Here is a 16,990-nt window from a genome sequence, read left to right on the forward strand (position 1 = left end):
CAACGAGAACCGGTCAGGTGCGCGGCCGGCCCACCAGGTCGGTCACGATCCGCACCCAGTCGTCGACCAGGACGTCCTCGCCGCGCGCCGCCCGCACCGGTCGGCTCAGGGCGTACCCGCGCATCGACGTCAGCAGCAACCGGTAGGCCGGTTCGAAACCGGCCTCGTCGACCAGCGCCGGCCCGAGCATGTCGCGCAGCAGCACCCGCAGCTGACGGCCCAGCTCCCGCTCGTGCGGGCCGAGCGCCTCGCGCAGCGCCGCGTCGGTGCGGGCCGCCGTCCACAGCTCCATCGCGGCCGGGAACAGGGGCCCCTCGAACGTGCTCCACAGCAGTTCGACGGCGTGCCGGACCCGCTCCGGGCCGCTCGGCAGGTTCTGCTGCTGGGCGCGCATCCGGTCGTCCAGCTCGGCGTACAGGTCGTCCATCGCGGCCAGCATCAGGTCGGCCTTCGACGCGAAGTGGTGGCTCATGGCGCCCTTCGAGACACCCGCCCGGGCCAGCACCTCGGCCGTCGTCGTGCGCGCGTAGCCGAGCTCGACGAGGCAGTCGATGGTGGCCTGACGCAACGCCGAACGCGTCTGCGCGCGGCGCTCCTCCTGGGTGCGCCGGGTGGCCTGGACGGTCACGGCACCACTCCTTGGTCCCTGAGGGTCGCGAGGTCGAGACCCAGCTCGTCGAGCACGCTCTCGGTGTCGGCGTCCGCGGCCCGCGGGGGCCGCACCGCCGGGGCCGGGGTCCGGCTGAAGCGCGGGGCCGGGGCGGGCTGGGGGACGCCGCCGGTCTCGGTGAACGTCGCCCGCTCGGCCAGGTGCGGGTGGGCCGGGGCTTCGGACCACTCGAGCACGGGCGCGACGCAGGCGTCGGTGCCGGCGAAGACCGCGGCCCACTCGTCCCGGGCCCGCGTACGGAACAGCGCGGCCAGCGTCTCGCGCTGCTGGGGCCACGTGCGCGCGTCGTACTGCTGTGCGGGGTCGAGCTCGGCGCCGGAGTGCTTCACCAGCTCCGCGTAGAACCGCTGTTCCAGCGCGCCGACCGCCAGATGACCGCCGTCCGCGCATTCGTACACGTCGTAGAACGGCGCCCCGCCGTCGAGCAGGTTCGTCGCCGGTTCGTCCCGCCACAGCCCCTGGTCGCGCAGCGACCAGATCATGGTGGCGAGCACCGCCGTCCCGTCGACGATGGCCGCGTCCACCACCTGTCCCTGCCCGCTGCCGCGGGCCTCGAGCACGGCGGCCAGGACGCCGAACGCCAGGAACAGGGCGCCGCCGCCGAAGTCACCCAGCAGGTTCAGCGGGGGAGTGGGGCGCTGGCCGGGTCGGGCCGTCGCGTGCAGGGCGCCGGTGAGCGCGATGTAGTCGATGTCGTGTCCGGCGCGCTGCGCGAGCGGGCCGTCCTGCCCCCACCCCGTCATCCGGCCGTAGACCAGGCGCGGGTTCACGGCCGCGCAGTCGTCCGGGCCGAGGCCCAGCCGTTCGGTGACCCCCGGCCGGAAACCCTCGATCAGGACGTCGGCCCGGCGCACCAGGTCGAGCACGACGTCGCGCCCCGCGGGCTGCTTCAGGTCGACGCTCAGACAGCGCCGGTTGCGGTTCAGCAGGTCGCGGGCCGGGTCACCCGACAGGGGTTGCGCGCCGGGCCGGTCCACCCGGACCACGTCAGCACCCAGGTCGGCCAGCAGCATGCACGCCAGCGGCGCCGGCCCCAGACCCGCGAGCTCGACGACGCGCAGCCCCGCCAGCGGGCCCGTCCCGGTTCTCGGTGTGGTCACGAAGGCGGAGTCTCCCGCAAGGAGGTCAGTTCGCGGAGCATCCGCGGCGGCCGGAACCGCTCACCGTGGGCGTCGGCGAGGGCGTCGGCGTGGGCCACGAAAGCCGGCACCCCGCGTCCCGACGGCCCTTGGTACTGCTCGATGTACTGCAGCGCACCGCCGTACATCGCCGGGAACCCGATGCCGAGGATGGAACCGACGTTGGCATCCTCGACCGACAGCACGACCCCCTCGGCCAGGCAGCGGGTGGACTCGACGGCCATCACCGTCAGCATCCGCTCCGCCGCCTGGCCGATCGGGACGGCGCCCGGATCCTCCGGGTAGAGGTCGGACAGGCCGGGCCAGACCCGCTTGCCTCCCTCACCCTCCGGGCGCCAGTCGAAAAAGCCTCCCCCCGAGGCTTTCCCGCGTCGACCGGCCCCCCCGTGACCGGCCAGCGCCTCGACCACGGCGAACCCCGGATGGCGCCCGCCGGACCGTTCCTGAACATCCCCGTCCTCGGTGGCCGCGATGGCGAGCATCAGGCTGAGGCTGACCTCGTCCATCAGGGTCAACGGACCGGCGGGGAACCCGACCTGCAGCGCGGCCCGCTCGACGCTCATGGGCGGCATGCCCTCGCCGAGCAGTGCGGCGCCCTCCAGGACGAGCGTGGTGAACACCCGGCTGGTGAAGAAGCCGCGTGAGTCGTTGACGACGATCGGGGTCTTGCCGAGCGCGCGCACCACGTCGTAGGCGCGGGCCAGGGCGACCTTCCCGGTCTTCTCCCCGACGATGATCTCGACCAGCGGCATCCGCTCCACGGGCGAGAAGAAGTGCAGGCCGATGAAGTCCTCGGGGCGCGAGACCGACTGCGCCAGGCCGGTGATCGGCAACGTGGACGTGTTCGAGGCGAGCAGTGCGTCGGGCGCCACCACGCCGTCCAGCGCGGTGAACACGTCATGCTTCAGCGACGGGTCCTCGAACACCGCCTCGATCACCAGGTCGCACCCCGCCAGGTCGGCGTAGTCGCCCGTCGGCGTGAGGCGACCCAGGACGGCGGACGCCCCCTCCGACGCCCGCCGTCCCCTGGCCACCTCCCGCTCCAACTGCGCTGCGGTGCGGTCCTTGGCACGCTGCGCCGCTGCAGCGTCTACGTCTTTGAGAACCACCGGGACGCCGGCCTCGGCCAGCACGTGGGCGATGCCGCCGCCCATCATCCCGGCGCCGATCACGGCCGCCTTCGTCACCGGCCGCTGCGGCACGTCGGCCGGCCGCCGGGCCCCGGAGTTCACGGTGTTGAGGTCGAACCACAACGCCTGCACCATGTTCGAGCTGATCTGCCCGCAGGCCAGCTCGACGAAGTACCGGTGCTCGATCTCGAACGCGGTGTCGACGTCGACCTGAAGCCCCTCGACCGCGGCGGCCACGATGCTGCGCGGCGCCGGGTAGGCGGCGCCCTTCAGCTGCTTCACCAGCGTGGCCGGGAACACCGGCAGCATCGCCGCGAGCGCCGGGGACGACGGGGTGCCGCCCGGCACCTTGTACCCGGGCCGGTCGAAGGGCTGTGCTGCGTCGGGGTTCTCGGCGATCCACTTCTCGGCCTTGGCCAGCAGGTCCTCGGGGTCGGTCGCGACCTCGTCGACCAGGCCCAGCTTGAGGGCCACCCCGGCCCGGAGCCGCTTGCCGGACAGCAGCAGTTCCGTGAGTGCCGTGGCCAGGCCGAGCAGGCGCACCGACCGGACGACGCCGCCCGCCCCGGGCAGCAACCCGAGCGTGACCTCGGGGAACCCGAGTCGCAGGGCGTCGTCGTCCAGCACCACCCGGTGGTGGCAGGCGAGGGTCAGTTCGAGGCCGCCGCCCAGCGCCGTGCCGTTGACCGCCGCCACCACAGGGCGGCCCAGCCTCTCGAGACGGCGCAGGAGAGCTGCGATGCGACGGACCTCGGCGAGCACGTCGGCCCGGTCGTCGGGGCCCTGCCGGACGAGTTCCTCGAGGTTGCCACCCGCGAAGAACGTCTTCTTGGCGCTGGTCAGGACGACGCCCGCGATGCCGTCGCGCTCGGCCTCGAGCCGGTCGACGGTCGCGGCCAGCGCGGCGACGAAGGCCTCGCTCATCGTGTTCGCGGAAGCGCCCGGGTCGTCGAGGGTCAGGACGACGACGCCGTTCTCGCGCTGGTTCCAGGTGATCACAGCCGCTCCACCACCGTCGCGATGCCCATCCCGCCGCCCACGCACAGGGTGACCAGGCCGAACTGCTGGTCGCGGCGCTCCAACTCGTCGATCACCGTGCCGAGCAGCATCGCGCCGGTCGCACCGAGCGGGTGGCCCATGGCGATCGCGCCGCCGTTCACGTTGACCTGGTCGGGCTCGAAGCCCGTGTCGGCCATGAACCGGAGGACGACGGCCGCGAACGCCTCGTTCATCTCGACCAGGTCGATGTCGCGGCGCGAGAGGCCGGCCAGATCGAGGGCCTTGAACGTCGCGGGAGCGGGCCCGGTCAGCATGATCACCGGGTCCGAGCCGGACACCGCCGCCGAGACGATGCGGGCCCGGGGTTTCAGCCCCAGCCGCTCGCCGGCCTCGGCGCTGCCCACGGCGACGAGCGCGGCGCCGTCCACCACGCCGCTGGAGTTGCCGGCCGTGTGCACGTGCTCGACCTTCTCGACCCAGTGGTACTTCTGCAGGGCGACGGCATCGAAACCGCCCTGCTCGCCGACCCCGGCGAACGACGCCTTCAGCGCGCCGAGCGTCTCGACGGTCGTGCCCGGGCGGACCAGTTCGTCGTGGTCGAGGACCGTCTCCCCGGTGCGCCGGTCTACGACCGGGACGACGGAGCGCGCGAACCGCCCGTCGGCCCACGCCTTCGCCGCACGCTCCTGCGAGCCGGCGGCGTAGGTGTCGACGTCGGTGCGTGACCAGCCGCCGAGCGTGGCGATCAGGTCGGCGCCGATGCCCTGCGGGGCGAAACCCATCGCGAAGGCGGTCTCGGGGTCGGACGCCCACGCGCCGCCGTCGCTGCCCATCGGCACGCGCGACATCGACTCGACGCCGCCCGCCAGTACGAGCTGCTCCCACCCCGACCGGACCTTCTGGGCCGCCAGGTTCACGGCCTCGAGACCGCTCGCGCAGAACCGGTTCACCTGCAGACCGGCGACGCTCTCGGGCATCCCCGCCAGCAGCGCCGCGGCGCGCGGCAGGTCACCGCCCTGGTCACCGACCGGCGTGACGATGCCGAGCACGACGTCGTCCACCAGCTTCTCGTCGAACCCGGGGGCGCGGTGGCGCAGCTCCTCGACCAGGCCGGCCACCAGCGAGATGGGTTTGACCGAGTGCAGCCCACCGGTCTGCTTGCCGCGCCCCCGCGGGGTCCGGAGCGTCTCGTAGACGTAAGCCTCGGTCACGAAAAGAAAGATACAGGGCGGTCGGTCTGTTTTTCAAGCGGAACGGCCCGGTGCGGCGACAGTGCTTTGCGGTGAACGCCGATCGGCGTTCACGGTCAGGCGGTCAGGCGGTCAGGCGGTCAGGCGGTCAGGCGGTCAGGCGGCCAGGCGGCCAGGCGGCCAGGCGGCCAGGCGGCCAGGCGACCGGGCGACCGGGACGACGGCGGCGCACACCGAACGCCGATCGGCGTTCACCGCAAAGCAACCCGGCGCAGGGATGCCGAGTCCCGTCCTGTCCCGTCCTGTCCCGACCGGCAGGGAGAATCACCGCCATGAGAGCCCTCGTGATCGACGCCTTCGGTGCCGTGCCGGCCGTCCGGGACCTGCCGGACCCGACGGCCCCGCCGGGCGGGGTGGTCGTGCGGGTGGGCGCGACCGGGTTGTGCCGCAGCGACCACCACGCGATCGCCGGTCACGACTCCGACGTCACGCTGCCGCACGTGCCCGGGCACGAATTCGCCGGCACCGTCGAGGCCGTCGGTGAGGGTGTCGACGTACCGCTCGGGGCGCGGGTGACGGCGCCCTTCGTCCAGGCCTGCGGCCGCTGCGCGCAGTGCCTGGCCGGCGATCACCAGGTCTGCGCCCACCAGGTCCAGCCCGGGTTCACGACGGCGGGGGCCTTCGCCGAGTACGTCGTGGTCGTGAACGCCGCGGTGAACCTGGTCCGGCTGCCCGACGCCGTGACCGACGAGGCTGCGGCGCTGCTCGGCTGCCGGGTCGGGACGGCGTTCCGCGCCGTCACCGCCGTCGGTCGCCTGCGCGCGGGGGAGTGGGTCGCCGTGCACGGCTGCGGTGGGGTCGGGCTCGCGGCGGTCGAGATCGCGGCCGCCGCCGGGGCGCGGGTCGTCGCCGTCGACCTCAACCCCGCAGCCCTCGACCTGGCGAAGGAACTCGGCGCCGAGGCGGCGCTCGACGCGACCGGGCTCGAACCGGACGGCGCCGGGCACGTCGTGCGCGACCTCACCCGGGGCGGGGCGCACCTGAGCCTCGACGCGCTCGGCAGCCCGGCCACGTGCACCGCGAGTGTCACCGGGTTACGGCCCCGCGGCCGGCACGTGCAGGTCGGCCTGCTCCTCGACGGGCCGACCCCCGTCCCGATGGACCTCGTCGTGGCCCGCGAGCTCGAGGTGCTCGGCAGCCACGGGATGGCCGCCCACTCCTACCCCGAACTGCTGGCCCTGGTCGCCACCGGCCGGCTCCGCCCCGAACGCGCCGTGACCGCGCGGGTCGGGCTGGCCGAGGCCGGGGTAAGGCTGCACGGGATGGGCGACGGGTCGCCCACCGGCGTCACCGTCGCCCACCCCGGCCGCCCCTGACCCTCAGGCGATCTCGCGATGCAGCACCCGCCAGGTGCCGAACGCGATCGGCAGCAGGACCCAGATCGAGCCCGCCACCACGACCTGACCCCACAACTCGCCCGTCATGTGACCGTCGAGCAGCGGACTGGTCGCCCAGTTGATGTCGAACCAGTGCCAGGCCTCGGCGATCCGCGGCACGGTCTCGGACACGATCGACGACGCCGTCGGCAGCACGAAGAACAACACGATCGCGAACGGGGTGTTGAGCAGCGCCAGGCCGAACCCGACGCCGAGCAACGTCCCGATGATCTGGTTCAGCACCGATCCGCCGAGCGCACCCGCGGTCAGCGTGTAGTCGCCCGAGCCCAGGTCGAAGGCGTTCACGAGCGCGGTGGCCACCAGCGCCACGGCGATCGCGAACACCACCGTCACCAGCGCCCAGCCGGTCGCGGCGATGAGCTTGGCGGCCACCACCCGGCCCCGGGACGGCACCAGGCTGAACGTCGTCAACGCCGTGCGCTGGGACCACTCGGTCGTCACGGTCAGGATGCCCAGCACGGGCAGCAGCAGGCTCGACGGGACGAGCGTGATCTGCAGCAGCTGCGCGGCCCGCAACGAATCGTCGGGCGAGAAGGCCAGCATGAGGACGTTCACGGCGACCGAGAGCAGCAGGATCGCCGCCACCAGCCAGCGGCCCGACCGGGTGTCCACGAGCTTCCGGATCTCCACGGAGACCAGCAGCGGCAGAGACGGTTTCGTCGGCGCGGGCACTCCGGTCAGGGGCGGTGCGTAGGTGACGGTGCTCATCGGGTGACCTCCAGGAAGAACTCCTCCAGGCCGGCGCCGTCGGCGGCGCGCAGCTCGGTGACGACGACCCCGGCCTTCGCCGCGGCCAGCCCGACCGTCTCGATGTCGCCCTCGGCGAGGAGCGAACCGTCGGCCCGGCGGGTGGTGGGGATCCCCGCCCGCCGGAGGGCGTCGTCCAGCTCGAGCGGTTCGAGCCCGCGCACCACCACGCCGACCCCCGCGAGCAGCTCGCGGGTGCCGCCCGCGGCGCGAACCTGGCCACCGCCGATCATCACGAGATCGTCGGCGACGGCCTCGACCTCGCGCAGCAGGTGTGACGACAGCAGCACCGTGCCCCCGCGGTCGGCGAAGTCGCGCAGCAGTCCGCGCATCCAGAAGATGCCCTCCGGGTCGAGCCCGTTGGCCGGCTCGTCGAGGATCAGGGTGTGCGGGTCGCCGAGCAGCGCGTGGGCCAGGCCGAGTCGCTGTCGCATGCCCAGCGAGTAGGTGCCGACCCGCTTGCGCTCCGCCTGGCCCAGCTGCACCAGGTCCAGCAGGTCACCGACCCGCGCGTCCGGTACGCCGAGAACCTTCGCCGACAACCGCAGGATCTCGCGGCCGGTGCGGCCCGGATGCTGGGCCGAGGCGTCGAGCAGCACGCCCACCGAGCGGCCCGGGTTGACCAGGTCACGGTAGGGGAGTCCGTCGATCGTGGCGGTGCCCGAGGTGGGGCGGGTCAGGCCGCAGACCATCCGCAGTGTGGTCGACTTCCCCGCGCCGTTGGGGCCGAGGAAGCCGGTGACGGTGCCGGTCTCGCAGACGAAGGAGACGTCGCGCACGGCGGCGTGCTCGCCGTAGCGCCTGGTCAGGTTCTGCACTGTGATCATGCGTTCCAGGCTGGCCGCGCCCGCCGCCCGGCGGCAGCCGCCGTCGGTCGAGAACCGATGGCCGAAGGTCGATGACCCGCCCGGCTCACCCCCTACCCAGGTAGCTGGTGGGCCCGGATCGGCCCGCCTAGGCTCGACTGGTGCTGGACGTCAGGCCTGGAGAGCGGCCCCTGGAGCCGCCTGGGCGGCCGCCTGTGGAGCTGCCCGGGTTATTGCCCGGGTCCCTGCTCGGCGAGGGCACGGGACGCCGGTCGGGCCGCGACTGGGTGGTCGACCTGATCGCCTTCTGGGCGGCCGTCGGAGTCGGCCTGGCCGTGTTCGTCGGCTCGCCCGACCTGCACGAGAAACCCCGCTGGTTCCTGGCCCTCGACCTGGTCGGCGGCATCGCGCTGTGCCTCGCCCTGTGGTGGCGTCGCGCGTATCCCACGCAGATCGCATGGGCCGCGGCCCTGCTGGGGGCTTTCTCGGCGATGTCCGCCGGGGCGGCACTCGTCGCCCTGTTCAGCGTGGCCGTGCACCGCCGGGCCGGGGTCTGTCTGCCCATCGCGGGGGTGGGGCTGGCCCTGACCGTGCCGTACGAGTTCCTGCGCGGCGGTGACGAGTTGCCCTGGCCGGTCACCCTCGTGATCGTCGCGCTGCTCCTGCTGGTCGTCGTCGGCTGGGGGATGCTCGTGCGGGCCCGCCGCCAGCTCGTCGTCTCGTTGCGCGACCGCGCGGGGCGCGCCGAGGCCGAGCAGCAGCTGCGCGTCGAGCAGGCCCGCCAGACCGAGCGGGCCCGGATCGCTCGCGAGATGCACGACGTCCTGGCCCACCGGATCTCCCTGGTCAGCCTCCACGCCGGGGCGCTGGAGTACCGGGCCGACGCGTCGCCGGACGACGTGGCCCGCTCCGCCGCGGTGATCCGGCAGAGCGCGCACGAGGCGCTGCAGGACCTGCGCGAGATCCTCGGCGTGCTGCGTACCTACGACAGCACCGACGACGCCTCGCCCGACGACCAGGTGGCGCGCCCCGTCCCCACGCTGGCCGACGTCCCGCGGCTGGTCGAGGAGTCGCGGGCGGCCGGGATGCGGGTCGACCTCGGGGGCCTGCCCGTCGACGTCCCGGTGCCCGCCGGGTCCGGCCGGACCGCGTACCGCGTGGTGCAGGAGGGCCTGACCAACGCCCGCAAGCACGCAGCCGGGGCGCGGGTCACGGTCACGCTGTCCGGCGGCCCGGGAGCCGGTCTGAGCGTGGACGTCCGCAACGCGCGTCCGGTCGGCCCGCCGCCCGCCCCGGCCGACGCCATCCCGGGCGCCGGGCAGGGCCTGGCCGGGTTGGCCGAACGGGTCGGCGTCGCCGGTGGCCGGCTCGCCTACGGGTACGACGGTCCGACCTGGCGCCTGACCGCGTGGGTGCCGTGGCCGGGGCCGGGGCCGGGGCCGGGGCCGGTCGCGTGAGCGGGACCGGAGTGGGCGTCCGGGTGCTCGTGGTGGACGACGACGCCCTCGTCCGCGCGGGCCTCGCCATGATCCTCGGCGGGGCCGACGGGATCACCGTGGTCGGTGAGGCCGCGGACGGTGCCGAGGTGCCGGCGGCCGTCGAGCGCACGGCGCCCGACGTCGTCCTGATGGACATCCGGATGCCGGGCGTCGACGGCCTGACCGCCACCGAGCGGCTCCGGGCCCGGCCCGAGGCGCCGCAGGTCGTCGTCCTGACCACGTTCGACGCCGACTCCGACGTGCTGCGGGCGCTGCGGGCCGGCGCCGCCGGGTTCCTCCTGAAGGACACCCCGCCCGCGGAGATCGTGCGGGCCGTGCACCTGGTCGCGGCCGGGGAGGCGATGCTGTCCCCGACCGTGACCCGGCGGCTGCTCGACCACGTCTCCGACGCCGGCCCGGCCGGGGCCGACGACCGGCGCGGCCGGGCGCGCACGCTGGTGGAACGGCTGTCCGCGCGGGAGCGGGAGGTCGCGCTGGCGGTGGGCCGGGGCAGCTCGAACGCGGAGATCGCGGCCGAGCTGTACATGAGCGTGGCCACGGTGAAGGCCCACGTGTCGCGGCTGCTGGCCAAGCTCGAGGCCGCCAACCGGGTGCAGATAGCGCTGACCGTGCACGACGCCGACCTGCTGTGACCGGATCGGCAGGAATTCGGGGTGTCCCGTGGATCCCCACCGATGTGAGAGTATCGGCGGCTACGACCAAACCCGCCGGCCACGCATAGCTGCGGGCCTGGCCCGAACCTTGGGGGTTCCGCTGACGACACCAGATGTCGCGAGCGATGCCTTCGACTTCTCCAGGCCGTTCCGCCTGGCGGGGCTGGGTGTGCACCTCTACACGGCCAGCGGCACCGTCCTGGCCTTCCTCGTCGTCACTGCCGCCATCGACGGCGACGCCAAGCGGGCCCTGTGGGTCAGCTTCGCCGCGCTGATCATCGACGGCACCGACGGCATGCTGGCCCGGCGGTTCCGGGTCAAGGAGACGATCCCGTCGTTCGACGGGGCGATGCTCGACAACATCGTCGACTACATCACCTACGTCTTCGCGCCCGTGGTGCTGCTCTGGACCGGCGGCTACCTGCCCTCGGGCACCGCCGGGGCCGCGCTGGCCTTCGCGCCGCTGCTGGCCTCCAGCTACCAGTTCTGCCGGGTCGACGCCAAGACGGAGGACCACTTCTTCCTCGGCTTCCCGAGCTACTGGAACGTGGTCGCGTTCTACGTGGTCGTGATGGACCTGTCGGTCGCCACGACCGCGACGATCCTCGTGGTCTGCTCGGCGCTGGTGTTCGTCCCCCTGAAGTACATCTACCCGTCCCGGACGGCGGCCCTGCGGCGCACCAACATCGCCGCCACCGCGGTCTGGCTGGTCACCTACGCCGTGCTGCTGGCCCAGGTGCCCGACCCGAACGGCATCGTGCTGGGCATCTCGTTCGCCTACCTCGCGTACTACGTGGGGGCGAGCCTGTGGCTGACGATGCAGCGGCGTCGCGCCCCCGAGGCGACCCCGCGCGAACTGGAGCCGGCCGGCCAGCAATGAGGTTCTGATGCTGCTGGGTGTCGCCTGCGCTCTGGGCGCGGCGCTCGTCTACGGCGTGGCCTCGATCCTCCAGGCGATCGGTGCGCGCCAGGTGGAGCACACCCATCGGATGGACCCGTTCGTCCTGTTCGCCCTGCTTCGCCGGCCCTTGTACGCCCTGGCGCTCGGCCTGACGCTGGCCGGTTTCGTGCTGCACCTGATCGCGTTGCGCACCCTGCCGCTGTACCTGGCCCAGTCCGCGATCGCCGCCAGCCTGGCCGTCACGGCGGTGCTGGCGGTGTTCACGTACGGCGAGCCGTTGGCCCGCCGCGAGTGGGGCGCCGTCGGCTGCGTGGTCGGGGGGCTGGTGCTGCTCACCCTGGCCGGGGGCGACGTGGGGGAGTCGGAGGCCTCCGGTGCCCTGGAGCTCGGCCTGCTGGGGACGCTGGCGGTGCTCGTGGTCGGCGGGGCCGCCGCCTGGCGGGTGCACAGCCGGGGTGCGACGGCCGCTCTGGGCGCGTTCGCCGGTCTGGGCTACGCGGTGGTCGGGGTGTGCGGCCGGGTGCTGCCGGACATCGGGCTCGACCTGGTCACGTCGCCGGTGGCCTACGTGATGGCGGCCGCCGCGGGCCTGGCGTTCCTGCTCTACTCGATCGCCCTGCAGCGGGGGGCGGTGACGACGGTGACCGGGCCGATGATCGCCTTGCAGACGGCGGGACCGTCGTTGGTCGGGCTGCTGTTCCTCGGTGACACCGTACGTTCCGGGTGGGCGGTCGGGGCCGTGGCGGGGTTCGCCCTGACGGCGTTCGGGACGTTGGTGCTGGTCCGGTTCGAGGGCGGGCCGGACGCGGGCACGTCCGACGTCAGCCCAGCAGCCGCTGCACCGACACCGCCAGCAGCGCCGTAGCGCCGGTCACGAGGGCGAGCAGCCCGAACGACGCCACCCAGTAGTCGACCCGATGTCTCACCCGCAGGTCATCGGCAGGTCACTCCTCCCACTTGCTCGTGATCACGCCTAATTCCATGATCACGAGGAGGCGAGGTGCTCGGCGCGGGCGAAGACCGGGGCGAGGGCCGATACGCCCAGGGCCATCAGCAGGGCCACGACGAGACCGACGCGCAGCGACGCCAACGCCCCGACGGCGCCCACCGCGGCGGCCCCGATCAACGACCCGGCGTAGTTGAAGACGTTGAGCCGGGCGATGGCCGTGTCGACGGCGACGCTGTCGTAGCGGCCGTCCCCGGCCGACGCCAGCTGGGCGACGGCGGTGAAACACAACGGCGCGACGACCGGCAGGCCCACGCCGATCAGCGTGAACCCGGCCACCGCGACCGCGGCGTTCGGGGCCAGCACCACCACGAGCGCGCCGAGCGTGCCGATCGCGGCGGCCGCGCGCACGGTGCTCGCCGCGCCGAACCGGTTCGCGGCCCGGTCGCCGCCGAGCCGGGACAGCAGCGCGGTGACCTGGTAACCGGCGTAGCCCAGCGCCGTCCAGGTCCCGGCGTGCAGGTCCTCCAGGTACAGCGCACTCCAGTTCGAGACCGACGAGTCCACCGCCCAGAACGCCGTCAGGGCCAGACCGACCAGCAGGACGGGTCGGGCCGCCGACATGCCCCCGGCGGCCGGCGCGGCCACCTCGGGGGCCGAGCGGTCGTCGTCCACCGGCTCCTCCGGGGTCACGACGTGGCCCTCGCCGGGCGGCACGAGCCGGGGCCCCAGCCGCCAGCCGGCCAGCAGCGCGACCACGGCGACCGGGGCGAGCGAGGCCGACAGGTCGAGGTCGACCTGTTCGCCGAGCGCCACGTACAACGCCCCGGCGATCGCGGCGGCGCTCCACGACGCATGGAACGAGGCGATCAGGCTGCGCCCGTAGCGGGCCTGGACGGCGACGCCCTGCATGTTCGAGGTCGCGTCGACGCCGCCGACGGCCAGCCCGTAGAAGGCGAAGCCGACCGCGGCCACGCCGAAGCCGGCGTTCAGCGTCAGCAGCGCCAGGCTCACCCCGACGAGCAGGAGGCTGACCTGCAGGGCCACCCGGCTGGAGGCCCGGGCGGCGAGGGCCTCCGACGCGACGCTGCCCACCCCGGCCAGCACCGTGACCATCAGGACGACGGCGGTCACGGCGCCGTCGCCGAGGGCGTAGCGGTCGCTGAACTGGGGGAGGTGGGTGACGAGCACGGAGAAGCCGAGGCCCTGCACGGCGAAGGCCAGGCTCACGGCGATTCGTGACTGACGGTCATCGAAAGTTCCCCTGCGTGGCGGAACGCTGGGCGGGGGCATGGTGCCTACCGTAGAACGTATGCAGTCGGAGCCGTCGGTCGTGCTGCTGGTACACGACGACCTGGTGGCCAAGCAGATCGACCTCGCGCTGCAGCGGGCCGTGCCCGACGTCGTGATCCGCCGCCCCGCGGTGGTCGGTTCCTCCACGGTGCTCGCCCAGCAGGTGTTCGCCGGCGCCGACCTCGTGGTCTGCGACGGCGTCCAACCCGGGTCCGAGGGGCTGCGGGCCTTCCACCAGGCGCGTCTCGTCGCGCCCAGCGTGGCCTGCGCCCTGGTCGTCGACCCGACCCGTCCGCACGAGCCGGGCGAGGACGACGTCGCCGGGCTCGAGGCCATCGGCGTCACCCCCGTCGGGGGAGCCCCCGATCAGATCGGCGATCAGGTCGCCGATCTGATCGTGACCCAGGGCCGGAGGACCGCTGATCAGGAAGCGGCGCTGCGCGTCACCGGACGGCGGTCCTCGGCGGCTGCTCAGGCCGCCGGGTACGAGCTGCTCGTCGGGGTGGTCCAGCAGTTGTCACTGGCCCCGGACATCGCGTCGATCATGGCGGTCGTGCGGGGTGCGGCCCGGCAGCTCAGCGGCGCCGACGGGGCCACGTTCGTGCTGCGCGACCGCGGGTTCTGCTACTACGCCGACGAGGACGCGATCGGCCCGCTGTGGAAGGGGCAGCGGTTCCCGATGGAGGCCTGCGTCAGCGGCTGGGCGATGACGCACCGGCAGCCCGCGGTGCTGCCGGACATCCACGTCGACGCGCGCATCCCGCGGGCGACGTACGAGCCCACCTTCGTGCGCTCGATGGTGATGGTGCCGATCCGGGCGGTGGATCCGATCGGGGCCATCGGCACCTACTGGTCGCAGCCCCGCGAGTTCGACGCGGATCTGGTGCGGCTGCTGCAGGCGCTGGCCGACAGCACCGCCGTGGCGATCGAGAACGTGCGCGTGCAGAACGACCTCGAGCGCCGGGTGGCCGAGCGGACCGAGGAGCTGGAGGCGTTCACCTACGCGGTGTCGCACGACCTGCGGGCGCCGATCCGGCACCTGTCGGGGTATGCGGCGATCGGCCTCGACGGGATCGAGAAGGCGCTCGCCGCAGGCGATCCCGAGCAGCTGGCCGAGGTGGCCCGGACGGCGTTGGACCGGGTGGGCAACTCGGCCGCGAGCATGCGGGACATGGTGAACGGGTTGCTCGAGCTGTCCCGGGTGACCCGGGCCGAGGTGCGCCACGTGCGGGTCGACCTGGCCGAGCTGGCGCGCGACGTCGCGGCCGAGTGCTCGATGGACGGCGACACCGGCCGTCGGGTGGAGTTCGTCGCCCCCGAGCACGCCTGGGTGCTGGGCGACCCGGCGCTGCTGCGGCTGGTGCTGCAGAACCTGCTCGGCAACGCCTGGAAGTTCACCGCCCAGGTACCCCGGCCCCGGGTCGAGTTCGGCGTCGAGCCCGAGGCCGACCCGCTGGCGCACCCGCCGCGGTTCTATGTCCAGGACAACGGCGTCGGCTTCGACGAGCGATACGCCGGAAAGCTCTTCGGGGTGTTCCAACGCCTGCACGAGCAGTCCTCGTTCCCCGGGACCGGGGTCGGCCTGGCCTCGGTGCGACGCATCGTGCAGCGCCACGGCGGCGGCGTGGAGGCGAGCGGAAAACCCGGCGAGGGGGCCCGGTTCGCCTTCACCCTCCAGCCCGACCTGGAGCACCAACTCACCTCGTGATCATGCACAAACGCGGCAACCAGTCGTTGATCATGCGCAAACGCATGATGCGGTTGCGCATGATCAACGCTCAAATCCTGCGTTTGCGCATGATCACGGCGGAAGTCCTGCGTTCGTGCATGATCACGAGCAGGGGAGTCAGCGGGTGTTGCGCTCGAACGCCGCGGCCATCTGGGCCTGACGCTCCAGCACCTCGCCGATGCTGGCCTGGACGGAGTCCATCCGGCCGATGATCTCGCTGGTCGCGTGGATGCCCGACGCCACGGACTTCGTGTTGGTCTGGATCGCCGCGATCTGCCCGGCCACCTGCCCGGTCGCCTCCGACGTCTCGCGGGCCAGCTCCTTCACCTCGCTGGCCACGACCGCGAACCCCTTGCCGACGTCCCCCGCGCGCGCCGCCTCGATGGTCGCGTTCAGAGCCAGCAGGTTGGTCTGGGCCGCGATGCTCGAGATGATCTTGATGACGTTGCCGATCGCCTCCGAGGCCGACCCCAGGCTCTCGACGTCCCCCGACATGGTGCCCGCGCGGCTGACCGCCTCGTTCGCCACCTCCGCCGCGTCGTTCGTGGCGGCCCGCAACTGGGAGACCGTGTCGAGCAGCGCCCGCGCGTTCTCCTGCTCCGTCTCCTCGCGGTTCAGCACGTCGATCCGCTGCGAGACCAGCTGCTGCACGTTGCGCAGCGCGGACGCCCGCGACTCGGACAGCTCGATCTTCTCGGTCGTGAAGAAGTCCATCGTGCCGAGCACCCGGTCACCGCTCATGATCGGGAAGCAGACGCCCGACCGGACGCCGGCCCGCCCGGCGGCGGGGGCCCGCACGCAGTCGGTCAGGTCGGCCAGGTTCTGCACGAACACCAGATCGCGCTGGCGCCAGGCCCGACCCGAAAGCCCCACCCCCTCGGCGAAACTCGCGGCCAGGGTGACCTGCCGGAACTCCTCCCCGGCGCTGCCGGACTCGACCTCGAAACGCAGCACGTTCTGGGTCTCGTCGAGCTTCCAGTAGGAGCCGTAGGCCCAGCCGAACGCCTCCCGCACCGTGGCCAGGGCGATCTGGGCGGCGGTCTGCGCATCGCGGGCCTTGCCGACCTCTCCCACCACCGACGTCACGGCGAGCCGGTCGTCGGCGACCTCGCGCAGCTGGTCCTTGGCGATGGCGTGCGAGACCGACAGGTCGGCGATCTTCGACAGGGCGTTGATCTTCGCGATCCGGGCGTCGTCGTACCCGAGCGGGGTGGCGCAGAAGTACTCGAACACGGCGACGGTGCGGCCGCGCTGCACGATCGGGTGGTAGAAAGCGGCCACCATTCCCGCGCCCACGGCGGCCCGCGTCCGCGGCGAGTTGGCCTCGGTGGGCAGCTCGTCGGTGAAGACGGCCTCCTGGCTGCGGACGGCCCGCATCAACAACGGCTCGGACTCCAGCGAGCTCGTGGCGGGCGCGTTCAGCGGTGCCACGGTGCCGACCTCGTCCAGCCCGCCGGGCCGGCCCTCGTGGTCGATCATCCAGGCTCGGCCGTAGCCGAAGCCGGCCGCCTTGACCATGGCGGCGACGCCGAGGTTGTACCCGGAACGTTCGTCGTGGGCCAGACCGATGGCCTCCACCAGCTTGCTGAAGTTCTCGACGTCCTGAGGGACCTGGCCGGGGGCGTTCCCGGGGGTGGCGCTCTGGGTGTGGGTGCTGCCGCGCATGGCGGTTCTCCTGAGATGTGCTCGGTCCGCTCGCTCGCCTCGCGCCGGGGGTTCGACTGGCCGAGACCAAATGGGGGGAGCGACCCCGTGGCTTGTCGCCTTCGGGCAGCACCATCGGCACCGGCTCCCGTCTCCTTGACGGTTGCGGATCCCATCGCGTCGATCT

The 16,990-nt window shown here is 73.1% G+C and carries 14 protein-coding genes; 6 read left to right on the top strand and 8 right to left on the bottom strand.

All coding sequences use genetic code 11. The features are described from left to right. Positions 1 to 13 precede the first annotated feature (13 nt). From ACIB24_RS07615 to ACIB24_RS07630, 4 genes are read right to left on the bottom strand one after another with little or no spacing between them, the layout of a single operon-like run. Positions 14 to 628 (bottom strand): TetR/AcrR family transcriptional regulator, encoded by a 615-nt coding sequence (locus ACIB24_RS07615; RefSeq protein WP_398277590.1) that lies wholly within the window; start codon positions 626 to 628, stop codon positions 14 to 16. Next, a complete protein-coding gene (locus ACIB24_RS07620; protein ID WP_398277593.1) occupies positions 625 to 1,770 on the bottom strand; it encodes a CaiB/BaiF CoA transferase family protein in 1,146 nt (381 codons plus the stop codon). Before ACIB24_RS07620 ends, ACIB24_RS07615 begins: the two co-directional genes overlap by 4 nt. Continuing rightward, positions 1,767 to 3,938 carry a 3-hydroxyacyl-CoA dehydrogenase NAD-binding domain-containing protein gene (locus ACIB24_RS07625; RefSeq protein ID WP_398277595.1) on the bottom strand — a complete coding sequence of 724 codons (2,172 nt, stop codon included), beginning with the start codon at positions 3,936 to 3,938 and terminating at the stop codon, positions 1,767 to 1,769. The genes ACIB24_RS07620 and ACIB24_RS07625 overlap by 4 nt, the downstream gene beginning before the upstream one ends. Beyond that, positions 3,935 to 5,149 (bottom strand): acetyl-CoA C-acetyltransferase, encoded by a 1,215-nt coding sequence (locus tag ACIB24_RS07630; protein WP_398277598.1) that lies wholly within the window; start codon positions 5,147 to 5,149, stop codon positions 3,935 to 3,937. The genes ACIB24_RS07625 and ACIB24_RS07630 overlap by 4 nt, the downstream gene beginning before the upstream one ends. Before the next feature lie 311 nt (positions 5,150 to 5,460). On the opposite strand from ACIB24_RS07630, the gene ACIB24_RS07635 reads away from it, so the two are divergent. After that, positions 5,461 to 6,504, top strand: a complete 1,044-nt coding sequence (locus ACIB24_RS07635; protein ID WP_398277601.1) for a zinc-binding dehydrogenase — start codon at positions 5,461 to 5,463, stop codon at positions 6,502 to 6,504. Between the two features lie 3 nt (positions 6,505 to 6,507). Here the strand turns inward: ACIB24_RS07635 and ACIB24_RS07640 are convergent, their stop codons facing one another. After that, positions 6,508 to 7,293: an ABC transporter permease gene (locus ACIB24_RS07640; protein ID WP_398277604.1), complete on the bottom strand. Its 786-nt coding sequence runs from the start codon at positions 7,291 to 7,293 to the stop codon at positions 6,508 to 6,510. Beyond that, complete coding sequence (locus ACIB24_RS07645) at positions 7,290 to 8,159, bottom strand: ATP-binding cassette domain-containing protein (RefSeq protein WP_398277607.1); 870 nt, start codon at positions 8,157 to 8,159, stop codon at positions 7,290 to 7,292. The genes ACIB24_RS07640 and ACIB24_RS07645 overlap by 4 nt, the downstream gene beginning before the upstream one ends. 194 nt (positions 8,160 to 8,353) lie before the next feature. Here ACIB24_RS07645 and ACIB24_RS07650 point away from each other — a divergent pair, with 194 nt between their 5' ends. From ACIB24_RS07650 to ACIB24_RS07665, 4 genes are all read left to right on the top strand, one after another. After that, entirely contained in the window at positions 8,354 to 9,595 is a 1,242-nt protein-coding gene (locus ACIB24_RS07650) for a sensor histidine kinase (protein WP_398277610.1), read from the top strand. Then, positions 9,556 to 10,269: a response regulator transcription factor gene (locus ACIB24_RS07655; protein WP_398278772.1), complete on the top strand. Its 714-nt coding sequence runs from the start codon at positions 9,556 to 9,558 to the stop codon at positions 10,267 to 10,269. The genes ACIB24_RS07650 and ACIB24_RS07655 overlap by 40 nt, the downstream gene beginning before the upstream one ends. 109 nt (positions 10,270 to 10,378) lie before the next feature. Further along, on the top strand, positions 10,379 to 11,170 hold the full coding sequence (locus tag ACIB24_RS07660) for a CDP-alcohol phosphatidyltransferase family protein (protein ID WP_398277613.1): 792 nt from the start codon (positions 10,379 to 10,381) through the stop codon (positions 11,168 to 11,170). 7 nt (positions 11,171 to 11,177) lie between these two features. Continuing rightward, on the top strand, positions 11,178 to 12,056 hold the full coding sequence (locus ACIB24_RS07665; protein ID WP_398277616.1) for a hypothetical protein: 879 nt from the start codon (positions 11,178 to 11,180) through the stop codon (positions 12,054 to 12,056). A gap of 120 nt (positions 12,057 to 12,176) precedes the next feature. Here the strand turns inward: ACIB24_RS07665 and ACIB24_RS07670 are convergent, their stop codons facing one another. After that, the gene (locus ACIB24_RS07670) at positions 12,177 to 13,367 is read right to left on the bottom strand and encodes an MFS transporter (RefSeq protein WP_398277619.1); all 1,191 of its coding nucleotides are present in this window, start codon (positions 13,365 to 13,367) and stop codon (positions 12,177 to 12,179) included. A gap of 82 nt (positions 13,368 to 13,449) precedes the next feature. On the opposite strand from ACIB24_RS07670, the gene ACIB24_RS07675 reads away from it, so the two are divergent. Next, positions 13,450 to 15,138 (top strand): sensor histidine kinase, encoded by a 1,689-nt coding sequence (locus tag ACIB24_RS07675; protein ID WP_398277622.1) that lies wholly within the window; start codon positions 13,450 to 13,452, stop codon positions 15,136 to 15,138. A 138-nt stretch (positions 15,139 to 15,276) separates the two neighbouring features. Here the strand turns inward: ACIB24_RS07675 and ACIB24_RS07680 are convergent, their stop codons facing one another. Beyond that, positions 15,277 to 16,824, bottom strand: coding sequence for a GAF domain-containing protein (locus tag ACIB24_RS07680; protein WP_398277625.1), 1,548 nt, complete (start codon positions 16,822 to 16,824; stop codon positions 15,277 to 15,279). Positions 16,825 to 16,990: the final 166 nt, after the last annotated feature.

Source organism: Spongisporangium articulatum (assembly GCF_044465595.1).
GTDB lineage: Bacteria > Actinomycetota > Actinomycetes > Actinomycetales > Kineosporiaceae > Spongisporangium > Spongisporangium articulatum.